Genomic DNA, 20,011 nt, shown 5'->3' on the forward strand with positions numbered 1-20,011 from the left:
TTTTTTATAAAAAAAAACTTACTCAAAAAAAATTGTGTTAAAAAGGTAGTGCAATAAAATTTGAAATATTACCTGTTAATGCAAAATTAAAAAGTGTTCCGTTTGCAGTTGCTTTCGAATCGGTGAGTGTGGTTATTCCTGTGTTATTTCCATTCGCAACACCTTGATTCATTTTATAATAATACATCAAACCTGTACTTCCTAAGGGTATATTAAAATCGTTCATATTGGCAACAATCTCTGCTTGCGTTCTTGCGGTATTCCAAATTCGTAGTTCTGTCATTGTCATGTCGCACAAACCAATTCCTGTACTTCCAGCTGTCATTGCTGCAGTAGAGTTATATTCTGAGCCAATAGAAAAAATGGCGTTACTGGTTGGTGTTGTTGCTGGAATTACTCCTGTATTTGTTACAGGTTGTCTCACACCATCAAAATATATTTTTAGTCGGTCTGTAGTGGTTGCGAGAGTTCCGTCATATACAACAGCAATATGTGTCCATACATTAGGACTAATATTTGTGGTTGTTGTAATATAGTTATTACTAATAAAAGCATATATTTCTCCTGTAGGCGATCCAAATTGAATATGTACTACACGTTCAGTGTCATTCAATCTTTTACTAATCATTGTTGTCCAAGTAGTAAAATTGGCAAATCTTCCCCAATATTCAACAGTGTATTGTGAAACATTATTTAGCGAAGTAATATTGCCTAAAGATACTGCATCGTTTATACCATCGAAATCTAAACCAATTTTATTTGCTGAAATTTTTGGTACAATATATGGGGTTCCTACTACTTGCGATTGTAATGTGAAACTTGATAGTAGGAATAATAATACTATTTTGATTTTATAGGTCATAATGTATGTTTTTTTTATATAAAAAATTCATCTAAGTAAAAAAATAAGAGGTTTCAGTTAAAAACCTGTTACCATGTAGAAATATACGGTTGTGCCCATAACCAAAAATGTATATACGGTTTCTTTACCAGAAGTTGTAGCTCCATTATTTACAGATTTAAAGGTAAAACCTGCCGCACTAAATGAGGCCGTACCAGAAGTTGTTCCTCTCACTGCAAGTGTATAGGTACCTCCATCTTTAATGTTACTTAATGTGAAAGCTGAAGGGTTTGCTGTAGTATAAGCAAGGTTACTTCTAGAGAAATCTATTGTTGTTCCAGCAGCAGCATTGAACGCTGTTGCATTTGTTGCAGCACCATCAACCATAAGTTTGGAAGTTGGTTCTATTGTTCCTATTCCAACTAAGCCATCATGTGTGAGTGCCATTACTGTTGCAACAGATGCACTAGCATTATCTGAAACTGCTTGAAAATTTAAGATTCCTTTATTGGCAGCATTACTGGTATAATTCATTTTCATTAACCTATTGGTAGCAGTATTGGTTAAATTCTCAAAATAAAAACCAGGTCCAGAAAGTCCTCCTGCAGCACCAGCACCTGTAGCTGTTATTATTTGACCTTTTACATAACTAGTCGATATGCCACTGACTTGTCCTGGTTCTGTGATGTGAATATAGTTTAATGGCGTTGAAGTTCCAAAGCCTACATTTCCGTTATTCAGTATACGCATTTGTTCAGTATATGCGTTTGTTATCGCATTACCCGAAGCTAAGATATTTGTTCTAAAAGCAATACCTGTTTCTACACCTGAGGCGTTTATAAATGCAGTAGAGCCGTCATGTGCAAGAGTAAATGCATCCCAATCTGCACCCGCTCTCACAGAAATTCCGTTTACAGCAGATGCTCCGTTTGTAACTTGAAACTTTGTTATTGGTGTTGTTGTGCCAATACCAACTTCTCCTGTAGATTTTATTCTTGTTCTTTCTGTATTATTTGTTCTTGTAACAAAATCTACTGCATCTGTAGTTCCAACAAAATTTGTTGATGCCGATGTTCCTGTATTTCCTGTTTTTGCCCAATTAGAACTCGATGTTGTGGCTTGAGTGCTTACTAGGAGCCATTGTGAACCGTTCCAAAAGTAATAGCCAGGAACAACATCATTTGGACTTGTTCCAGCTGTTGCAGTATTATAAACAAAAGTACCTGTAGCAATAGCTCCTCCTTGTGGATTAACAACAGGAGCTTGAACATTAGAAGCTGTTAATGCAACTTGTGGTGGTAAAAAACCAGTCGTAGTCGAATTGATTTCCATTGCTCCTCGTGGAGTTGTGGTTCCTACACCAACTTGTGAGTGTGCCAATACAGTTAGAAACAGGGTAGCAGTAATTAGTAGTCTTTTTTTCATAATTTTAAAATTTTATTGTAGTAAATCTAAGAAAAAAAAAGACATGTAATGTATTTATTTTTAAGGTGTTAACGTTTTTTACAGTTTTTCTGTATTCAACTTTTTATTCAATTTCATTAATCTCGAAAGGGTAGTATCCAAAAAGGGAAGATAATTTTTTAATTTGATAGGGTTTTCGAGTGTATTTGTTTGCTAAAGATATTAATGTTACAGTGTCTTTTTTGAGTGTAACATAGGCAGAAGTATTTCCGTGCCACCAACCATTATGATATAGTAATGAAGTTCCATCTTCCCACTCATTAATACGAATACCTAATCCATAATTTTTAATTCCTCTACGTTCATAGCTATAGCCTTTATAGGCAAGATCTTTCATTTTTTTACTAATAAAAGTATCTGAATAGGTTGCTAAATCAAATAGTAAAAGATCTTTTGCAGTTGCATATATATTTTTATCTCCATAAATAGCATCTAGATAGTCGAAGGGTATTTCGTTCCAAGTACTTTTGTATGATTTACTCACTAGGTCTTTTTGTTTTTCTAATTCAAAGACAAATGTATTTTTCATGTTTAAAGGATCAAAAAGCAAGCTTTTCATAGCTTTAGGATATGGAAGCTTTGTAATTTTTTCAATGACAAGTGCTAGGAGCGCATAATTGGTATTGCAATAACTAAATTTCGAGTTTGGAGTAAATTCTAATTGTGTGACTTTTGTTGATAAAATTTCTAAAATATCATCGTTTTTGAGTGTTTTGTTTTTATTCCAAACGGAATCATTTTCACAGAAATAAGCATAATTTGGTAGACCACTTCTATGGTTAAGTAATAGTTCTATTGAAATTTCTTTATGCGGAAATTTAGGGAATAAAGAGTGCAAACTAGTTGCTAAACTCAACTTTTTTTCATCTACTAATTTAAGAATTAAAGTAGCTGTTAATACTTTGCTAACAGAAGCTACATGTAATGGAGTAGTGGCAGATATTTTTTCTTTCGTATCAAAATTTGCATAACCTTGATAGTCTTCAAATACTATCTGACCGTTTTTAGCTACTAAAAAAGAGCCACTAAAATCATCGATGTTGATTGCTGAATTATAGAATTTTTTTGTTTCTTTTCTTTTTTCATTAATGTATTCTGCTGTTAACTTATTAAAAATAGGTATTTTAATAACTAGGCTATTTTTTATCGGAAGGGTTTTAGGTGTTGTTTTGTTTTCTTTTTGGCAAGCAATTAATAGGCAAAAAATAAGGAGATAAAAAAGGGCTTTAAAATTCATTCTTTAGGTTAATAATTTGAATATTTGGGTTAATAGTTAAAAGTGATTCCAGAAATTTTTTGTTCTGTTTAGGAGAAATATAAATAGTATCAAATTTATTATATGTAATTATAATTCCTTTTGTGTCTAAAGCTAATTTCCATGAAACAGGAACTATTATCCCGTCGTGAAACTCTATTTTCTTAACGGTTTCAATATGTATTGTTTTTTTAAATGGCCCAGATTGACATTTTAATTCTTTATTGTTAATGGTATATTTTGTGTCTAGAAGTAGCCAAAAAAGTAAACAAATACACAAACCATTAATCAGTAGAGAGACAATCATTCCAATTTTATCATGACAATATAAGGAAGGTACAATAACTCCAATAAGCAAAATAATAATGCCATAGAGAATAACTTTATTAAAAATGCTTATTGAAGATTTATATAGCAAAATATTTTATTGTGTTAATTTCTTGTTTGGTTTTGCACTCATATAGAAAATAAGCTCACTTCCGTTTTCTATATCATTATGATTAAGAGTTAGGTTTGAGAGAATTTTTCCATTTAATTTAATTTTGGAAAGATAAACATTTTTTGAATTCTGATTCACTGTTTTTATTGTGAATTTTTTGCCGTTCTCTAATGAGATTATTGCAGACTGAATTGTTGGACTTCCAATAGCATACTCAGTAGAACCTGGATTTACTGGATAGAATCCTAATGCACTAAAAATGTACCATGCACTCATTTGTCCAGCATCATCATTACCACACAATCCATCTTCTTTATTACTATACATGGTATCAATAATCATTCGAACTCTAGCTTGCGTCTTCCAAGGTTCATTTGTGAAATTGTATAGATAAGGAATATGATGACCTGGTTCGTTTCCGTGTACATAATTTCCAATGATACCATCACGAGTAATATCTTCGTTGTGTTCAATATATTTGTCTTCAATTGGAGTGGCGAAAATTTTGTCTAAATGTTTTGAAAAAGCATCTTTTCCTCCCATCATTGTTATCATTTTATCAACTTGATGTGGAACATATAGCCCATAGTTCCATGCATTTCCTTCAATAAAACCTTGTCCATGTGTGTCTAGAGGATCAAATTCTTTTCTCCAATTTCCATCTAGTAATTTTGGTCGCATGTAACCGATTGATTTATCGTATACGTTTAGATAATTTTCTGAACGTTTTAAAAAATCATTATAAACATTTGTATTGTTTGCTTTTTGTGCAATTTGAGCAATGCACCAATCATTATAAGCATATTCTAAGGTCTTTGACACAGATGATGAACTTTTGTCTTCTGGTACATAACCAAGTTTCATATAATAGCCAAGCCCGTCAAAGTAAGGAACTGTTGCTGTATTTTTAGAGGCTTTTAGAGCGTAGTTTAAATCTACATCGGTTGTGTTTTTTGCTATAGCATCTGCAATGACAGAAACAGCATGATAACCTACCATACACCAATTTTCATTGGCATAATGACTCCAAATAGGCAGCATTTTGTGAACACTTTGATCGTGGTGAGCCAACATGGATTTTATCATATCATTGTTTCTTTTTGGTTGAAGAATGTTATACAAAGGGTGTAAGGCTCTGTATGTGTCCCAAAGTGAAAAAACAGTATGATTAACGAAACCATCAGAAGTGTGAATGTTTTGATCTAAGCCTCTATATTTTCCATCTACATCTTCATAGATAATAGGACTTAGCATGCTATGATACATTGCTGTATAAAAAGTCTCTTTCTGTTCTAAAGTTTCAGTTTCTACATCAATTTTAGAAAGCTCCTTATTCCATTTTTCCTTGGTTTCTGCTTTCACTCTTTCAAAGTCCCAATGTGGTAATTCAGTATTTAGGTTTAATAATGCCCCTTCGGTACTAACCGATGATAAAGCAAACTTGATTTTTATCTTTTCATTTTCAGAAGTACTAAAATTAAAATAGGCTCTTAAGTTTTTTCCTGCCATTTCAGGGAAGTTATGCTCTTCATCAAATTTTCTGTAGAAACCGTTATATTTTGTTTTGTCATATTTTTTATGTCCATAACTAGTAAATGGTTTTGAAAATTGCATTGCAAAATAAACAAATTTAGTTCGTGCCCATCCGTTGGTTTGTTTATAGCCAGTAATCAAGGAATCGTTTTCAACTCTAATGAATGACCAAGTATTTTTATCATCATGTAGATAAATATTAGCAATCAAATCTAAGATAATATGTGAATCATTAGATTTTGGAAAGGTATATTGATGAAAACCAACTCTTTCTGTTGCAGTTAGTTCGGCTTTAATGTTATAATCATCAAGAAGTACACTATAATAGCCTGGAGTAGCTTTTTCATTTTTATGAGAAAATTGAGAATGATAACCGCTTTTTGGTTGTTTGGCTTTACCAGGTTCTAAATTCAATGCACCAGTTGTTGGCATGATTAAAAAGTCTCCTAAATCAGAATGTCCAGTACCACTAAGATGTGTATGACTGAAACCAAAAATGGTAGTATCATCATATTGATATCCTGCACAGTATTTATAAGTTTCTGGATTATACTTACCCTCTTCAGTAAACATTACTTGTAGGTTTGTTTCAGGACTTAACTGCACCATTCCAAATGGAGTAGTGGCTCCAGGAAATGTATGCCCCATGTTTTTTGTTCCAACCAAGGGGTTAACAAACTGTGTAAAATCTTTTGTTTGACTAAATGTAGAAAAAGTGATAAGTAGGATTAAGAAATTATAGTTTGTTTTTGTTAAATGCATTTTATTTTGTGTTATAAATTCAACGCTTTTTTTGTTTTTTTCTCTAATCCATCTTTATGTACTAAAACAGAAATGGCTTTTAATTTTAAATAAGGAACACTCATATATATATAGCCTCCATTTGCGACCCTTTTTTCATCTGTTCCCCAAGAATTTTTTACTTTATAATAGGTATTCCCATTTTGATCTTTCATTTTTCCAACAATATGCATCAAATGATCGTCTGTGGTATTAAAATTATCAAATTCAGCCATGCGATATTCAGGTGTAACATTCATTTCGGTAATAATTTCAGTTAATCCTTTTTTTTCATCTTCATCAATTTGAGGAACAAAAGCAACTCCATGTTTTGCAGAAAAAGTAGCTTCAGAAACATCACTATCTAGAGCTAAAGTAAAACCTTTTGCTAGGGCATTATCAATATTTGAAACAAATTCATCTAATGGTAAATTATACATACTGCCATTTGAAAAGTTATCTGGAATGTTTAAAATAAAAGGTTTGTAGTTTTCCTGATTATTGAAAGATGTTATGGTCACATAGTCGTTCGGATTTATCTTCATTTTTTCCATAAAACTTTTTGGAGTAAATTTTTCACCTTCAAATTCAAACGCTGTAGGGTTTTCACCTAAATAAGTATCTAAAACGGCATTCACAGCTTGTTTCCATTTTGGTGATAATTTTTTACCTGGATTGGCAACATAAGTTTTTACCATCGCTTCTAAAACTGCTACCATTTCGGCATGATTATGTGATTTTTCTTCTTCTGATAATCCAGTATAGACAGTAACAGGGACTATTCCATAATTTGCTATACTATTAAGTACATCATGAGACAACCCGCCTTCACTAAATTGGGCTTTACCTTGACGCATTACAAAATTTTCTGCTTTTTTAGGATAGGTATTTCTAACTTGATACATCTCTGATAAATCTACTTTTTTACCAGTTAAACGCATAATTTCAGACTCTAAGAAAGAAGAAGTAGAGTAGCTCCAACAAGTGCCAGTATTTCCTTGCGAAATAACAGGTGTAGATTCTAGCTCTATAACTGATTGAAATTCATATTCTTGAGCATTAATTGATAAAATTGAAGAAGTTAAAAGTAAACCTAAATATATTTTTTTCATGTCAGTAAATTATTTAAACATGCAATATAATGCAAAAAATGAATTAATTTTACTCAAAATTTGTATTTACTTCTGCAATAACAAAATTCAGTTTTATTGTTAAACTTTATTTTTTTGTAGTTTTAAAGCCTATAACAAACGAGAACAATTTTTAATATTTTGAAAAATAAAAACTAAAAAATTATATGAGTACAATAAATTGGAAAACGGTAAAAGAATTCGAAGATATCACCTATAAAAAATGTGATGGAGTTGCAAGAATTGCTTTCAATCGACCAGATGTTCGCAATGCTTTCCGTCCTCACACAACAAAAGAATTGATTGAAGCTTTTTATGATGCACAGGAAGATACTTCAATAGGAGTGGTGTTGCTTTCTGCGGAAGGACCCTCAACTAAAGACGGAATTTGGTCTTTTTGTAGTGGTGGCGATCAAAGAGCAAGAGGTCATCAAGGTTATGTTGGAGAAGACGGTTATCATCGTTTAAACATTTTAGAAGTGCAACGTATGATTCGTTTTATGCCGAAAGCTGTAATTTGCGTTGTTCCAGGTTGGGCAGTTGGTGGTGGTCATTCACTTCATGTGGTTTGCGATTTAACATTAGCGAGTAAAGAACATGCCATTTTTAAACAAACAGATGCAGATGTAACTAGTTTTGATGGTGGTTACGGTTCAGCTTATTTAGCAAAAATGGTAGGACAAAAGAAAGCACGTGAAATTTTCTTTTTAGGCAGAAATTACTCTGCACAAGAGGCATTCGAAATGGGAATGGTCAATGCAGTTATTCCTCATGCAGAGCTTGAAGACACAGCTTTTGAATGGGCACAAGAAATATTGGCCAAATCACCAACGTCTATAAAAATGTTAAAATTTGCAATGAATTTAACCGATGATGGTATGGTTGGTCAGCAAGTTTTTGCGGGTGAAGCAACACGTTTGGCCTATATGACAGATGAAGCTAAAGAAGGTAGAGATGCTTTCTTAGAAAAACGCAAGCCTAATTTTGAAAAGAAATATTTACCATAATTGTGAGAGCAGTGCTATAATTGTATAGTACTGCTTTTTTAAAATAATTTAAATGCGTTTTTCAAAAGTAATAGAATACGTTTTACTTAGTTATTCACTTTTTAAACTCTTAAGCTTTGCACATGAAAATTTGCAATTAATGTTAGGTAAATGGATAAAGCTAGGTAGAATTTCTTATCGCTTTGGAATAGTACAAGTATTCTTTATAATTTTACTATTTGGTTTACTATCTTTCTACTATTATTGCTTTGTAAAAGGAAAACTTAATTTTGAATTATATGATTATGTGTTTCTTTATTTTATTTTCTTGTTTTTTATACATCAAAAAACATATAATTTTATATTAAAAAATAAAAGAATAGATATAGTTAGTGACAATACTATTTTGAATTATAAGTGTAAAGAGATAAAATATATTGCATTGAAAACAGATTATTTATCTATTGCTTTAAAAGATGAGAAGGTTTTTACATTTTCTCTTGATACATTTACAAAAGAAGAATTATTACAATTAAATAGTTTTTTTACGATTGAAAACTTCAACCAATATTATAATTGATTATGAATAATTTTACAAACGAAACAATAGATATTGCCTCATTACCAAAATATGAAGAAGTAAAATTACAAGCTTTACACCCAAAATACTTCAAGATTATTTTAATTAATAGTTGTATTGTTTTTGGAATACTATTTTTAGGCTTTTTTACTTTATCATACCTTTATGAAGAAGTTTTTTCTAATAGAATTTGGTTGATGTTAGGAATAGGTTTAACCTTCTTTTTCTTTTTCGTTATTGTTTTTAATCATTTAAGTTTCAGAAAAAGAGGTTTTGCATTTAGAGAATATGATGTAATCTATAAATCGGGATTAATAAATGAAAATACAGTAGTAATTCCAAACAATAGAGTGCAACACGTAGCATTGCATCAAGGTCTTTTTTCTAGAATGTTTGGTTTGGCGGCAATAGAACTTTTTACAGCTGGCGGAAGTAGTAGCGATTTAGAAATTCCTGGATTATTGTTAGAGGAGGCTCAAAAAATTAAAAACAATATCTCTCAAAAAATTAACGAGAGTGTTATTGATATTGAAAATGTAGAGAAGGAAAATCATATTAAAGAAAATGATATGGAGTCACAAAGTAATGCTATAGTTGAAGGAAATAATGGAAACTAAGTTCGATTTTACTATTGCACAAAGACAATCACTAATAGGAGTTATTGTTCTTTTTGTAAATACCTTACAAAAATCCATTAGATCATTTTGGCCAATGTTGGTTGTTTTGCTTTTTAAGAAACAAAGATACGATGCCAATTATGTTTATTTAGGGATTGTTGCTTTTGTAATTTTAATTGCCATTATAGCATTTTTAAAATATTGGTATTTTAAATTTTACATAGATGCTCAATTAAATGAGTTTGTTATTGAAAGCGGAATTTTGAATAAAACCAAAACAACTATTCAATTACATAAAATTCAGAAAGTAACTATTAATCAAAGTCTAATCCAGCGAATTTTTAGCGTACATAAATTAGAGATAGATACAGCAGGTAGTGATAAAAAAGAGGCTTCTATAAATGCGATTTCTCAAGAAATGGCTTTAGACTTAAAAGAAAGACTTGTTGAAAATGCTAAAAATTCTACAGAAAAAATTAACTTAGAAAATACAGAAAAGCAAACAAATATTTTTATTAAAATTGGATTATCAAGCTTAATAAAAATTGGGTTCACTGCCAATTACATTACTAGTTTTGCCTATTTATTTCTTGTTTATTCAACCATTTCTGAGAATTTAAGGCAAATAGGTCAAGAGAACTTGATAAATGAAAATGTAGATAAACTAGAAAAGTTGCCAATAGCAACTGTTTTTTTAGTAGCGCTTACTTTGATAATTATCTTAGTTCTGGTAATAAACTTAATAACCACAGTTGTTAAATATTTCAATTTCACATTAAGAAGAGATAATAATACATTCGTACTTTCTTATGGTTTAATCAATCTTAAAAACACAATTATAAACCCCAATAAGGTACAAATTATAAAGTGGACGCAGAATTATTTTCAGAAGAAACTCGATGTGAACACGATAGAAATTAAACAAGCTTCAAGTAATGCTTTAGATGCAAAAAAGAATGATAAAACAAAAATTCCTGGATGTACAGATTTAGAAAAAACTAAAATTCTAGAACTTTTACTCGATGAATTGCCAAAGCATGAGCAAGTAATGCTACCAAATATTAGAAAATTAATCCTAAATATTTTCTTTTATCTTGCTCTACCTGTAGTACTATTTATTGTTTTTAATCTGTTTGTAAATCGATTTGACACTTTTCAGATGACCTTTTTTAGTTCAATTTACATTCTATTTGTTGGTTGTTTAATTTGGTTTTCCTATAGAAATTATAGATTATATTTTTCCAATAGTTTTATTGTAAAAAAGAGTGGTGCTTGGGATGTAAATCATGAAATCATTGAGCCCTACAAAATTCAAGCTGTAAAAATTTCTCAGTTTTTTTGGCAAAAAAGAACCAATATTGGTTCTGTCGTTTTGTACACAGCTGGTGGTAGTATCAGTTTTAACACAACAAATTATTCTAAAATGAACGAATTGGTTAATTATTGGCTATACCAAGTTGAAGTTTCGAAAAAAAATTGGATGTAAAATAGTATCATGATAGCAAATTTAATCCTAATGCTTTTCGGAATTTTTTTGATTTTTTCTGGTTTTGTCATGTTTTTTAAGCCCGAAAAAGCAAGAGAAATAATAGGTAAAGCTGGAAGTACTTATTTAATAAATTATACAGAACTAGGGATTAGACTAATAATTGGAATTTCATTTCTAATGGCTTCATTATATTCTAATTATGAAATTGAATTTAAGATAATTGGTTATTTTTTAATTTTTTCAGCCCTAATTTTAATGTGTGTACCAATTAAAAAACACCATCAGTTTTCAATAAAAGCAGCAAAAAAATTGAAACCAATCTATTTAAAAATTTGTGCACCCTTTTCAATATTTTTAGGTATTGTATTATTAATTATAATTAACAAAAATTTAGATGTAATAAACTTCTAGAATTAATATAAAAAACTATGAAAAAATGGATTCAAGCGGCACGATTACGAACGTTGCCATTATCTATATCAGGAATAATCGTAGGGAGTGCCTATGCCTATTATCAAGGCTATGCTAACTGGAAAATCGTTGTTTTGGCATTGATAACAACCTTAGGATTGCAAGTATTATCCAATTTTGCTAATGATTATGGTGATGGAGTTAAAGGAACAGACGATAACAGAATAGGAGAGAAGCGTTTGGTAGGTTCAGGTGTCATATCTGCACAACAAATGAAGAAGGCGGTTATTATTACTTCAATTATTACCTTCATAATTGCATTATTACTCATATATGCAGCCTTTGGGAAAGAAAATTTTGTTTTTTCTGTGTTGTTTATTCTTTTAGGACTGCTAGCTATTGTTGCAGCAATTAAATATACAGTAGGAAATAATGCTTATGGATATAGTGGTTTTGGAGATCTATTTGTGTTTATTTTTTTTGGGTTGGTTGCCGTTATCGGTACGCACTTTCTTTTTGTAAAATCGTTTAGTTGGGAATTAATTTTGCCTGCAATAACAATTGGTGTGTTAAGCATGGCAGTTTTAAACCTAAATAACATGCGTGACATTGAAAACGATAAAAAATCGGGTAAGAATACCTTAGTGGTAAAATTAGGGCTTAAAAACGCTAAAAAATACCATTATACACTTTTTTTTATTGGTTTAGTGGCAATGATTGTTTTTTCAATATTAACAAAAACATCGCTTTTACCAATTTTGATTGTGAGTATATTATTCATAAAACATATAGCTATCGTTCATAAAGCAACAAATTACAAAGATTTTGACACAGAACTAAAAAAAGTTGCTTTAGGCACATTTGCGTTGAGTTTGCTTTTTTGGCTAACTTTAATTTTTCTGAACTAATTACTAATAATTAACAACTAAATCATAAAAAATATGAAAATAACATTCTACGGACATGCTTGTTTAGGAATTAAAATTAACGATATAGATATTCTAGTTGATCCTTTTATAACAGGAAATCCAAAAGCAGCGCATATTGATATAAATGCCCTAAAAGTAGATTTTATATTCTTAACACATGCGCATCAAGATCATATTCTAGATGTGGAAGCAATTGCAAGACGAACAGATGCTGTAATCGTTTCTAATTATGAAATTGCATCGCACTATGGTAATAAAGGTTTTCAATATCACCCTATGAATCATGGTGGCAGTTGGGACTTTGAATTTGGATTAGTGAAATATGTAAATGCAATGCATAGTTCTTCTTTTCCAGATGGAAGTTATGGAGGACAACCCGGAGGATTTATTATTGAAAGTGAAAGAAAGAATATCTACATAGCGGGAGATACAGCATTAACAATGGATATGAAGTTAATTCCATTGCGAACTAAATTGGACTTAGCGGTTTTGCCAATTGGAAGTAACTTTACAATGGACGTGGAAGATGCTATCATTGCATCAGATTTTATACAATGTGATAAAGTATTGGGTTGTCACTATGATACATTTGGCTATATCGAAATTAACCATGAAGAAGCAAAACGTAAATTTTTCAATAAAGATAAAGATTTAATGTTGTTAGAAATTGGCGAATCTATTGAATTGTAGAGAAAGAAAATCGTTGTGTTTAATTAAAACAAATGTGAATGTACATACCTGATAATTATAAAAACGAAAACATAGCACAAGTTAAAGGCTTTTTGAATGAAAATAGTTTTGGAATTCTAATTAGTCAAGTAGATGGGAAAATAGCAGGCACCCATATCCCAATGCAATTGGATACAGATGAAAATGGAGAAAATGTCTTGGTAGGGCATATTTCAAAAGCTAATCCACAGTCAAAATATTTGAAAAGTGAGCAAGAAATTTTAGCCATTTTTAACGGCCCTCATAGTTATATTTCATCATCTTGGTATCAAAAAGAAGATGCTCCCACTTGGAATTATATTGCAGTTCATGTCTATGGAAAAGTAAAAATAATTGAAGGAGATGAACTAGTCGAATCGCTAAAGAAATTGGTTGGAAAATATGAGCAGAATTCTGAAAATCCAATGTCGATTGAAAAAATGTCAAGCACAACATTAAAGCAAATAAATGGAATTGTTGGTTTTTCAATTAAAATTCAAGAGATACAAGCTGCCTATAAACTTTCTCAAAATAGAGAAGTAGATCACCATAATATAATAAATGAATTAAAAAAGAAAGGCGATTCTAACTCAATGGGAATTGTTGAGGAAATGATGAAACAAGAAAAATAAAATTTGTCCCTTTTAATGTAGTAAAAATTAAAATTAAAAGCGACACAAATTTTTTCTACAAAAATATATATTAAACATAGGATCACATTAACAATTGGTTTGAAGCAAACTAACTCAAACTAATAAGAATGATAATATAGGGTGAGCTATGACAAATATAATGCGATTCTTATGAAAGCTACTTATAAAAAATACATACTCAATTTTAAACGACCAAGCGGAACTTCAAGAGGGGTTTTGACCGAGAAAGAAACGTGGTTTTTAATTCTCGAAAAAGAGGGTAAAATTGGGATAGGTGAGTGCGGAATTTTGAGAACACTTTCTGTGGATGACAGACCCGATTATGAAGAAAAATTACAATGGGTTTGTGATAATATTCACCTCGGGAAAGAAGCTCTTTGGAACGCACTTTTAGAGTTTCCATCATTACAGTTTGGAGTTGAAATGGCGTTCCTTTCATTAAACTCAAAAACACCATTTGAGTTGTTTCCTTCAGCGTTTACTTTAGGTGAAAAAACAATGGAAATTAACGGACTGGTTTGGATGGGAGAAGAACAGTTTATGAAGGAACAAATCGAAGAAAAATTAGCACAAGGATTTCGTTGTATAAAATTAAAAATTGGGGCTATAGATTTTGAAAAAGAACTAGGTTTATTGCACTTTATTCGTCAAAATTTTGATGCTAAAACTATAGAAATTCGTGTAGATGCTAATGGTGCTTTTGGTTTAAATGAAGCTTTAGGTAAGCTTGTTCAATTGTCTGGTTATGAATTACATAGTATTGAACAACCTATTCAAAAAAACAATACTGACACGATGTCAGTTCTGTGTAAGTCTACTCCTTTTCCTATTGCATTAGATGAAGAACTGATTGGAGTGTTTAGAAAAGAAAATAAAGAGCAATTATTACAAAAAATTAGACCACAATATATCATTTTAAAACCAAGTTTAATAGGTGGATTCAAAGGAACTTTAGAGTGGATTTCTATTGCTGAAAAATTGAATATTAAATGGTGGATTACGTCGGCTTTGGAGAGTAATATCGGACTCAATGCAATCGCTCAATTTACCTTTACATTGAATAATGATTTGCCTCAAGGATTAGGCACAGGTGGGTTATATACGAACAATTTTGATTGCCCGTTAGAGGTAAAAAACGGACATATTTTCTACAATAAAAATATAGATTGGAAGGTGTCAATTTTAGGATAATAAACTTTAAAAGTTTAGCTTTGCGTTCGCTATTGCGTATTAAATACAATTATTATATAATAACATGTTTCGATTAAAATTACCTACAGACCCTCGCTGGGCAAATATTGCTGAAGGAAACTTAGAAGAGATTCTTACCGATCATGCTTGGTGCGAACAAAAAGCAGCTTCTAATGCTATTATGTTAATTACTATGTTGCCAGAATTTACTGAAATTACAACCGAACTTATAAAAATAGCTAAAGAAGAATTAGATCATTTTGAGCAAGTGCATGAAATAATCAAATCTAGAGGTTGGATTTTAGGTCGTGAGCGAAAAGACAGTTATGTAAACGATTTGTTTAAATTCATGAAACCAGGCAATAGAAAGCATATCATCGTAGAGCGTATGTTGTTTGCTGCAATGATAGAAGCAAGAAGTTGTGAGCGATTTAAAGTGCTTTCCGATAATATAAAAGATCAAGAATTGGCTGCTTTTTATAGAGAATTAATGATAAGTGAGGCCAATCATTATACTGCTTTTTTGCAATTTGCACATGACTTAGCAGAAAAAGGCTATGATGTTAAAAAACGTTGGGAAGAGTGGTTAGAACACGAAGCAAAAGTGATTGCAAGCTACGGAACAGGGGAAGCAATACATGGATAGTTTTAGTGTTCAGTTAATTTATGTGTATACAAATTATGTTGTTAAAAAGTTAAATGGTAAAAAAATATAATATTTGGAAAAGTTCAGAGAAGCATTTAAATGTTTTAAAAGAAATTAAAATTTTAAAATACAATTTAAGAAATGTACTTGACTTAGATATAGATGATAAATTTTATGATTTTCCTAGAAAATTTGTAAATGAAAATGTTTTTCCTGTAATTTTTGATAGTATTGGAGAGTTGATAATTTCTGATGAGACTATCCAATTTTGTACTAATCAACTTGAAAATTCTGAATATCAAGGAATTAATAAGATTAATAATATATCCATTTCATACGATCAAATAATAAACATAGAATTGATTCGCTATAAAATCGCATTTATTAGATATTTTGATAATTTTTGGATTAAAATCTCATATCTTGATAATGGAATACACAATAGCATATTGTTTTCTAATAGTGGAAAAGGTTTTGTAATGAAAGAAATCAAACGAAAAAATATTGAATTAATAGCTATGGTTGAGAGTAAAATAAATAAAGTTGCTTTATAGTAGTTGTTCCATTTTTAACAGAAAAACGTATAACTTACAACGTGCAACGTGCTATTTACTAACCACTAATCCCTATTCTTCAACTCAATCCATTTGCTCATGAATTTAGTACTTTGCAATGTTTTATATTGGAATATCTGACCTAAAAAATTGTTGTTTCTGTGATTGATTGTGTTTTCAAGTATTTTATTAACCTTATCTATAAAACCCTTTTCAAATAAAGAGATATTAAAACGATTGTTAATCAGTTGAACACCATTTTCTTGAGAGTACTTCCAAACAGCTTCGTTTTGATACAAATCAATTGCCTTTTCAATAAAATCTTCTTCATTTAATGAAATATAGCCATTCCAATCTAAATTTCCAAACATTGCTTCAGCTCCCATTGCTGTAGTTACATTTGGTAAGCCATAAAGCATACTGTCTAATAGCTTCCCCTTCAAACCAGCACCATAAGGAATAGGAGCAAGCAATACTCTTGCAGTTGAGAAAACTTCTTCTACGCTTTTTGCTCTTCCTTTAACTAGAAAACCTTCTTTTTCATTGTGTAATTGTTTTGCCTTTTCGGTAACGTATGCCCCGTAAATATGTAATTCAGCGTCAGGAAGGGCTTTTTTAATCGATTTCCAAGACTTTTTTAGTTGAAGTACCGTTTGCCAGTTTGGCTCGTGTAAAAAGTTGCCTATGCTCATAAAATGACTTCGTTCTGAAAATTTCGGATAATTATTTGTGATTTCAGAAGTAAGAGGCATGGTTAAAAATGGAAGATAATGCAAAATAGAAGCATCTACTTTGAATGTTGTCGTTAATAGTTCCATCTCATATTCGGAGATGATTAGGCTAATATCACATCGGTAGATGGAAGCCATTTCTCTTTTAAAAATATCAGAAATATAGTCGTTGTATTGCAACGCTCTATTTTGTCTATAAGCGGTTTCTCTTGCTTTTCTTAAAAAATGTAAATCTTCAGTATCTAAAATTTGTATCGCATTAGGGCAGTTTTCTCTTACTCTCCAACCATATTGTTCTTCAATCATGAAGCGATCATACAAAACAATTGTTGGGTTTAATTCTGAAAGTAATGAATCAAAAGAGTTGCAGTTTAACTTTATGTTGAGTTCTTTAATGTTTTTATTTTCAAGGCTGTATGAGAAATTAGATTTGCTTGAGGAGCATAAAAAAGTAATAGTATAACCTCTATTTTGAAATAATTCAATAAGTTGAAGCATCCTGCTTCCTGCTGCTGTTGAATTTGGTTCAGGCCAAACTGTGCCAATAATTACTAAATGGTTTTGCATGAAGCAAATTTAGAATTTAGTACTTAGAATTTAGAATGAAATAGGGATTAATTTTTTGGTTTTTATAAAATAGTCTGCTCTTTTGAAATAACAATTACTTGAGTTTTAAGTTTTCTTAGCATAAGACTTTTTAGAAAATGTTTATATTTACTAAAAATTGTTCTAATGAAACCATTCTTCTCCTATTGTCCTAATTGTAAGTCTTCTCATTTTACATTCGAAAATAATTTTCGTTTTCATTGTTCAACTTGTAACTTTACCTATTTTCATAATATAGCAGCAGCGGTAGCCATTGTTTTTACCTATGAAGATAAGATATTGTTTGCTGTACGCAATGTGGAACCAGACAAAGGAAAACTAGATTTACCAGGTGGTTTTATAGATCCAAATGAAAATGCAGAAGCAGCAGCTTGTAGAGAAATCAAAGAAGAATTAGGATTAGATTTACAGCCAAAAGATTTGAAATATAAAACAACTTCACCTAATAATTATCTGTATAAAAATGTTCCCTACAGAACAATGGATATTTTTTATGAATGTAATTTACAATCAGAACTAATTTCTGTGGTTGCTAAAGATGAAATCAAAGAGTTAATCTGGATAAAACGTTCAGAAATTGATGTAGAAAATATTGGCTTTGTTTCTATTCGCAATGTTATTAGTCAATTGTATTGTAAATGATTATTTAGATGTTAAAAATTGCTTATACTACTATATGTTTGTTATTTGTTATTTTCTCAAGCTTTTCTATTGAAAATATTATACCCCTACAAGTTTCCTACTTAGAGGATGCAAAGCATGGTTTAACTATTGAAGAAGTAATCCATTTAAAATTTACTACTGTAGATGATAAAAGTAAATTGAATTTTGGGTTTACTAAGTCTAATTATTGGATTAAATTAGATTTAAAAGGGATAACTCCGAAAGCTAGGTATAAGATTTTAATCAATACAATAATAAATGACTCAATTGAAGTATATGAAAAGGAGGTAAATACGTTTAAAAAAACATACTTAGGAGAAGCTTTTCAATCAAAAAGTAGATATCCAACCTATTTTTTTTTTCCTGAGAGTGAAAATTACACTATATATTTCAAAATAATTGGAAGAGATCACCCTTTATTGTTCCCAATAGAAATTTCTAAATTAGAAGATACTCAAGAATCAGATTTGAGTGAATTAATAGTTTTGAGTATTATTTATGGTGTAGTTTTTCTAATCCTGCTATTAAATTTAATCTTATATATAAATACTTTAGAACGTATTTACATATATAGTATGTTTTTTAATCTGTTTTCTTTAGGAGTACTTTTATATTTTGATGGCATAATTAAGCTCTATTTTTTTCCTAATTCATTGTACTGGAATAATCAATTTATTGCTATTGCATTTTGTGGGAGTTTTATTTTTACAAACTATTATATTGCAGAATTTCTAAACTTAAGGCTACATAAAAAGAGATTAAGCACATATTTTCTTATGGTAAATAGTGCTTTCTTGCTCATTTTAGGAGTGTCTTTTTGGCATCCAACTGGATTTAATTGGTATTTAAAGGGTAATTTAGTACTCACTACAATAGAGGTTCTTGTGTTTTCTTATAGTATTCTTTACATTCGAAGAAAAGAAAAAGATTATTTTTTGATACAACTTCTTAGTGTGATTTGTCTTAATGTTTTTGGAACTATTTCTCAATGCACTTTTTCTGGCTTGTTACCAATTAATTTTGTAACAAATTATTCTGTACATTTTGTGATTTTACCACAAATATTAATCCAAACCTTTGCATTAGGGAAACGATTTTCTATATTAATTAAGCAACAATCATTAATGAGCAAGTCGCTTCAAGAAGCTGCACAAATTTATTCTCGATCCTTGATTAATACTATTGAAGAGGAGAGAAGAAGGCTTTCAAAAGATTTTCATGATAGTATTGGTCAAAATTTATTAGTAATTAGAAATGGTATGCTAAGAATGAGAAAAGACAGCATAGAAGATAAACATCGTGAAAAATTAAATGAATTAATGCATATTACTTCTGAAACGTTAGATGAAATTAGAATGATTTCTCAAAATTTAAGACCAACAATGCTAGATTCAATTGGTTTAACAGCATCTATTGAAAGTATGATTCGAAAATTAAATGAAGTGGTTTCGATTACTTTTGTTTATGAATGTGAGCACTCAATTGATAAGTGCGTTGCAGATGACTTAGAAATTAATATCTATCGAATTCTTCAAGAGCTCACAAATAATATTATAAAACATGCTAGAGCAACAAAGGCATTGATTACAATAAAAAAGGAAGATAATATTCTTATTATAACTGTAAAAGATGACGGAGTTGGTTTCGATGTTAATTTTAAAGATTATTTAAATCCTAAAAATGGGCTTTCTGCTATTAAAGAAAGAACTAATATTTTAAATGGAAAATTAAACATAGACACGCAAAAAAATAAAGGAACAACAACTATGATTATAATACCCATTGTAAATTGAACTAAAAATATA

At 30.4% G+C, this 20,011-nt stretch carries 20 protein-coding genes; 13 read left to right on the plus strand and 7 right to left on the minus strand.

Annotated elements, in window-relative coordinates; genetic code table 11:
- Positions 1-37: 37 nt before the first annotated feature.
- The 6 genes from ACZ49Z_RS15665 to ACZ49Z_RS15690 all read right to left on the minus strand — a co-directional run bounded on the left by ACZ49Z_RS15665 (position 38) and on the right by ACZ49Z_RS15690 (position 7,424).
- Entirely contained in the window at positions 38-862 is an 825-nt protein-coding gene (locus tag ACZ49Z_RS15665) for a LamG domain-containing protein (protein ID WP_464305237.1), read from the minus strand.
- Between the two features lie 57 nt (positions 863-919).
- The gene (locus ACZ49Z_RS15670) at positions 920-2,266 is read right to left on the minus strand and encodes a hypothetical protein (RefSeq protein WP_464305238.1); all 1,347 of its coding nucleotides are present in this window, start codon (positions 2,264-2,266) and stop codon (positions 920-922) included.
- 103 nt (positions 2,267-2,369) lie between these two features.
- Positions 2,370-3,542 (minus strand): serine hydrolase domain-containing protein, encoded by a 1,173-nt coding sequence (locus ACZ49Z_RS15675; RefSeq protein WP_464305239.1) that lies wholly within the window; start codon positions 3,540-3,542, stop codon positions 2,370-2,372.
- Complete coding sequence (locus ACZ49Z_RS15680) at positions 3,532-3,978, minus strand: PH domain-containing protein (RefSeq protein WP_464305240.1); 447 nt, start codon at positions 3,976-3,978, stop codon at positions 3,532-3,534. The genes ACZ49Z_RS15675 and ACZ49Z_RS15680 overlap by 11 nt, the downstream gene beginning before the upstream one ends.
- Positions 3,979-3,984: 6 nt before the next feature.
- The gene (locus ACZ49Z_RS15685; protein ID WP_464305241.1) at positions 3,985-6,294 is read right to left on the minus strand and encodes a GH92 family glycosyl hydrolase; all 2,310 of its coding nucleotides are present in this window, start codon (positions 6,292-6,294) and stop codon (positions 3,985-3,987) included.
- 11 nt (positions 6,295-6,305) lie between these two features.
- A complete protein-coding gene (locus ACZ49Z_RS15690) occupies positions 6,306-7,424 on the minus strand; it encodes a C1 family peptidase (RefSeq protein WP_464305242.1) in 1,119 nt (372 codons plus the stop codon).
- A gap of 185 nt (positions 7,425-7,609) precedes the next feature.
- Between ACZ49Z_RS15690 and ACZ49Z_RS15695 the strand changes: the two genes are divergently transcribed.
- The 11 genes from ACZ49Z_RS15695 to ACZ49Z_RS15745 all read left to right on the plus strand — a co-directional run bounded on the left by ACZ49Z_RS15695 (position 7,610) and on the right by ACZ49Z_RS15745 (position 16,206).
- Complete coding sequence (locus tag ACZ49Z_RS15695; protein WP_464305243.1) at positions 7,610-8,449, plus strand: 1,4-dihydroxy-2-naphthoyl-CoA synthase; 840 nt, start codon at positions 7,610-7,612, stop codon at positions 8,447-8,449.
- A 52-nt stretch (positions 8,450-8,501) separates the two neighbouring features.
- Positions 8,502-9,008 (plus strand): hypothetical protein, encoded by a 507-nt coding sequence (locus tag ACZ49Z_RS15700; protein WP_464305244.1) that lies wholly within the window; start codon positions 8,502-8,504, stop codon positions 9,006-9,008.
- A 2-nt stretch (positions 9,009-9,010) separates the two neighbouring features.
- Complete coding sequence (locus ACZ49Z_RS15705; protein WP_464305245.1) at positions 9,011-9,625, plus strand: PH domain-containing protein; 615 nt, start codon at positions 9,011-9,013, stop codon at positions 9,623-9,625.
- Positions 9,615-11,111: a PH domain-containing protein gene (locus ACZ49Z_RS15710; RefSeq protein ID WP_464305246.1), complete on the plus strand. Its 1,497-nt coding sequence runs from the start codon at positions 9,615-9,617 to the stop codon at positions 11,109-11,111. Before ACZ49Z_RS15705 ends, ACZ49Z_RS15710 begins: the two co-directional genes overlap by 11 nt.
- A gap of 9 nt (positions 11,112-11,120) precedes the next feature.
- A complete protein-coding gene (locus ACZ49Z_RS15715) occupies positions 11,121-11,525 on the plus strand; it encodes a hypothetical protein (protein WP_464305247.1) in 405 nt (134 codons plus the stop codon).
- A gap of 17 nt (positions 11,526-11,542) precedes the next feature.
- A complete protein-coding gene (gene menA, locus ACZ49Z_RS15720; protein WP_464305248.1) occupies positions 11,543-12,433 on the plus strand; it encodes a 1,4-dihydroxy-2-naphthoate octaprenyltransferase in 891 nt (296 codons plus the stop codon).
- A gap of 33 nt (positions 12,434-12,466) precedes the next feature.
- Positions 12,467-13,144: a metal-dependent hydrolase gene (locus ACZ49Z_RS15725; RefSeq protein WP_464305249.1), complete on the plus strand. Its 678-nt coding sequence runs from the start codon at positions 12,467-12,469 to the stop codon at positions 13,142-13,144.
- 38 nt (positions 13,145-13,182) lie between these two features.
- Positions 13,183-13,794, plus strand: coding sequence for an FMN-binding negative transcriptional regulator (locus ACZ49Z_RS15730; RefSeq protein ID WP_464305250.1), 612 nt, complete (start codon positions 13,183-13,185; stop codon positions 13,792-13,794).
- 171 nt (positions 13,795-13,965) lie between these two features.
- Entirely contained in the window at positions 13,966-15,006 is a 1,041-nt protein-coding gene (locus ACZ49Z_RS15735) for an o-succinylbenzoate synthase (RefSeq protein WP_464305251.1), read from the plus strand.
- Positions 15,007-15,070: 64 nt separating this feature from the next.
- On the plus strand, positions 15,071-15,652 hold the full coding sequence (locus tag ACZ49Z_RS15740; RefSeq protein ID WP_464305252.1) for a MiaE family protein: 582 nt from the start codon (positions 15,071-15,073) through the stop codon (positions 15,650-15,652).
- Between the two features lie 53 nt (positions 15,653-15,705).
- Positions 15,706-16,206, plus strand: a complete 501-nt coding sequence (locus ACZ49Z_RS15745) for a hypothetical protein (protein ID WP_464305253.1) — start codon at positions 15,706-15,708, stop codon at positions 16,204-16,206.
- 65 nt (positions 16,207-16,271) lie between these two features.
- Here the strand turns inward: ACZ49Z_RS15745 and ACZ49Z_RS15750 are convergent, their stop codons facing one another.
- Positions 16,272-17,504 (minus strand): glycosyltransferase, encoded by a 1,233-nt coding sequence (locus ACZ49Z_RS15750; RefSeq protein WP_464305254.1) that lies wholly within the window; start codon positions 17,502-17,504, stop codon positions 16,272-16,274.
- 165 nt (positions 17,505-17,669) lie between these two features.
- Here ACZ49Z_RS15750 and ACZ49Z_RS15755 point away from each other — a divergent pair, with 165 nt between their 5' ends.
- Positions 17,670-18,185 carry an NUDIX hydrolase gene (locus ACZ49Z_RS15755; protein ID WP_464305255.1) on the plus strand — a complete coding sequence of 172 codons (516 nt, stop codon included), beginning with the start codon at positions 17,670-17,672 and terminating at the stop codon, positions 18,183-18,185.
- Between the two features lie 8 nt (positions 18,186-18,193).
- Entirely contained in the window at positions 18,194-19,999 is a 1,806-nt protein-coding gene (locus tag ACZ49Z_RS15760) for a sensor histidine kinase (RefSeq protein ID WP_464305256.1), read from the plus strand.
- Positions 20,000-20,011 lie beyond the last annotated feature (12 nt).

Source organism: Flavobacterium sp. KY-23415, from assembly GCF_055384985.1.

Bases quoted from the DNA above. Each gene is read 5' to 3' on its own strand.
- ACZ49Z_RS15665 (WP_464305237.1), bottom strand. From the start codon at position 862: ATGACCTATAAAATCAAAATAGTATTATTATTCCTACTATCAAGTTTC.
- ACZ49Z_RS15670 (WP_464305238.1), bottom strand. From the start codon at position 2,266: ATGAAAAAAAGACTACTAATTACTGCTACCCTGTTTCTAACTGTATTG.
- ACZ49Z_RS15675 (WP_464305239.1), bottom strand. From the start codon at position 3,542: ATGAATTTTAAAGCCCTTTTTTATCTCCTTATTTTTTGCCTATTAATT.
- ACZ49Z_RS15685 (WP_464305241.1), bottom strand. From the start codon at position 6,294: ATGCATTTAACAAAAACAAACTATAATTTCTTAATCCTACTTATCACT.
- ACZ49Z_RS15690 (WP_464305242.1), bottom strand. From the start codon at position 7,424: ATGAAAAAAATATATTTAGGTTTACTTTTAACTTCTTCAATTTTATCA.
- ACZ49Z_RS15695 (WP_464305243.1), top strand. From the start codon at position 7,610: ATGAGTACAATAAATTGGAAAACGGTAAAAGAATTCGAAGATATCACC.
- ACZ49Z_RS15700 (WP_464305244.1), top strand. From the start codon at position 8,502: ATGCGTTTTTCAAAAGTAATAGAATACGTTTTACTTAGTTATTCACTT.
- ACZ49Z_RS15705 (WP_464305245.1), top strand. From the start codon at position 9,011: ATGAATAATTTTACAAACGAAACAATAGATATTGCCTCATTACCAAAA.
- ACZ49Z_RS15710 (WP_464305246.1), top strand. From the start codon at position 9,615: ATGGAAACTAAGTTCGATTTTACTATTGCACAAAGACAATCACTAATA.
- ACZ49Z_RS15715 (WP_464305247.1), top strand. From the start codon at position 11,121: ATGATAGCAAATTTAATCCTAATGCTTTTCGGAATTTTTTTGATTTTT.
- menA (WP_464305248.1), top strand. From the start codon at position 11,543: ATGAAAAAATGGATTCAAGCGGCACGATTACGAACGTTGCCATTATCT.
- ACZ49Z_RS15725 (WP_464305249.1), top strand. From the start codon at position 12,467: ATGAAAATAACATTCTACGGACATGCTTGTTTAGGAATTAAAATTAAC.
- ACZ49Z_RS15730 (WP_464305250.1), top strand. From the start codon at position 13,183: ATGTACATACCTGATAATTATAAAAACGAAAACATAGCACAAGTTAAA.
- ACZ49Z_RS15735 (WP_464305251.1), top strand. From the start codon at position 13,966: ATGAAAGCTACTTATAAAAAATACATACTCAATTTTAAACGACCAAGC.
- ACZ49Z_RS15740 (WP_464305252.1), top strand. From the start codon at position 15,071: ATGTTTCGATTAAAATTACCTACAGACCCTCGCTGGGCAAATATTGCT.
- ACZ49Z_RS15745 (WP_464305253.1), top strand. From the start codon at position 15,706: ATGGTAAAAAAATATAATATTTGGAAAAGTTCAGAGAAGCATTTAAAT.
- ACZ49Z_RS15750 (WP_464305254.1), bottom strand. From the start codon at position 17,504: ATGCAAAACCATTTAGTAATTATTGGCACAGTTTGGCCTGAACCAAAT.
- ACZ49Z_RS15755 (WP_464305255.1), top strand. From the start codon at position 17,670: ATGAAACCATTCTTCTCCTATTGTCCTAATTGTAAGTCTTCTCATTTT.
- ACZ49Z_RS15760 (WP_464305256.1), top strand. From the start codon at position 18,194: ATGTTAAAAATTGCTTATACTACTATATGTTTGTTATTTGTTATTTTC.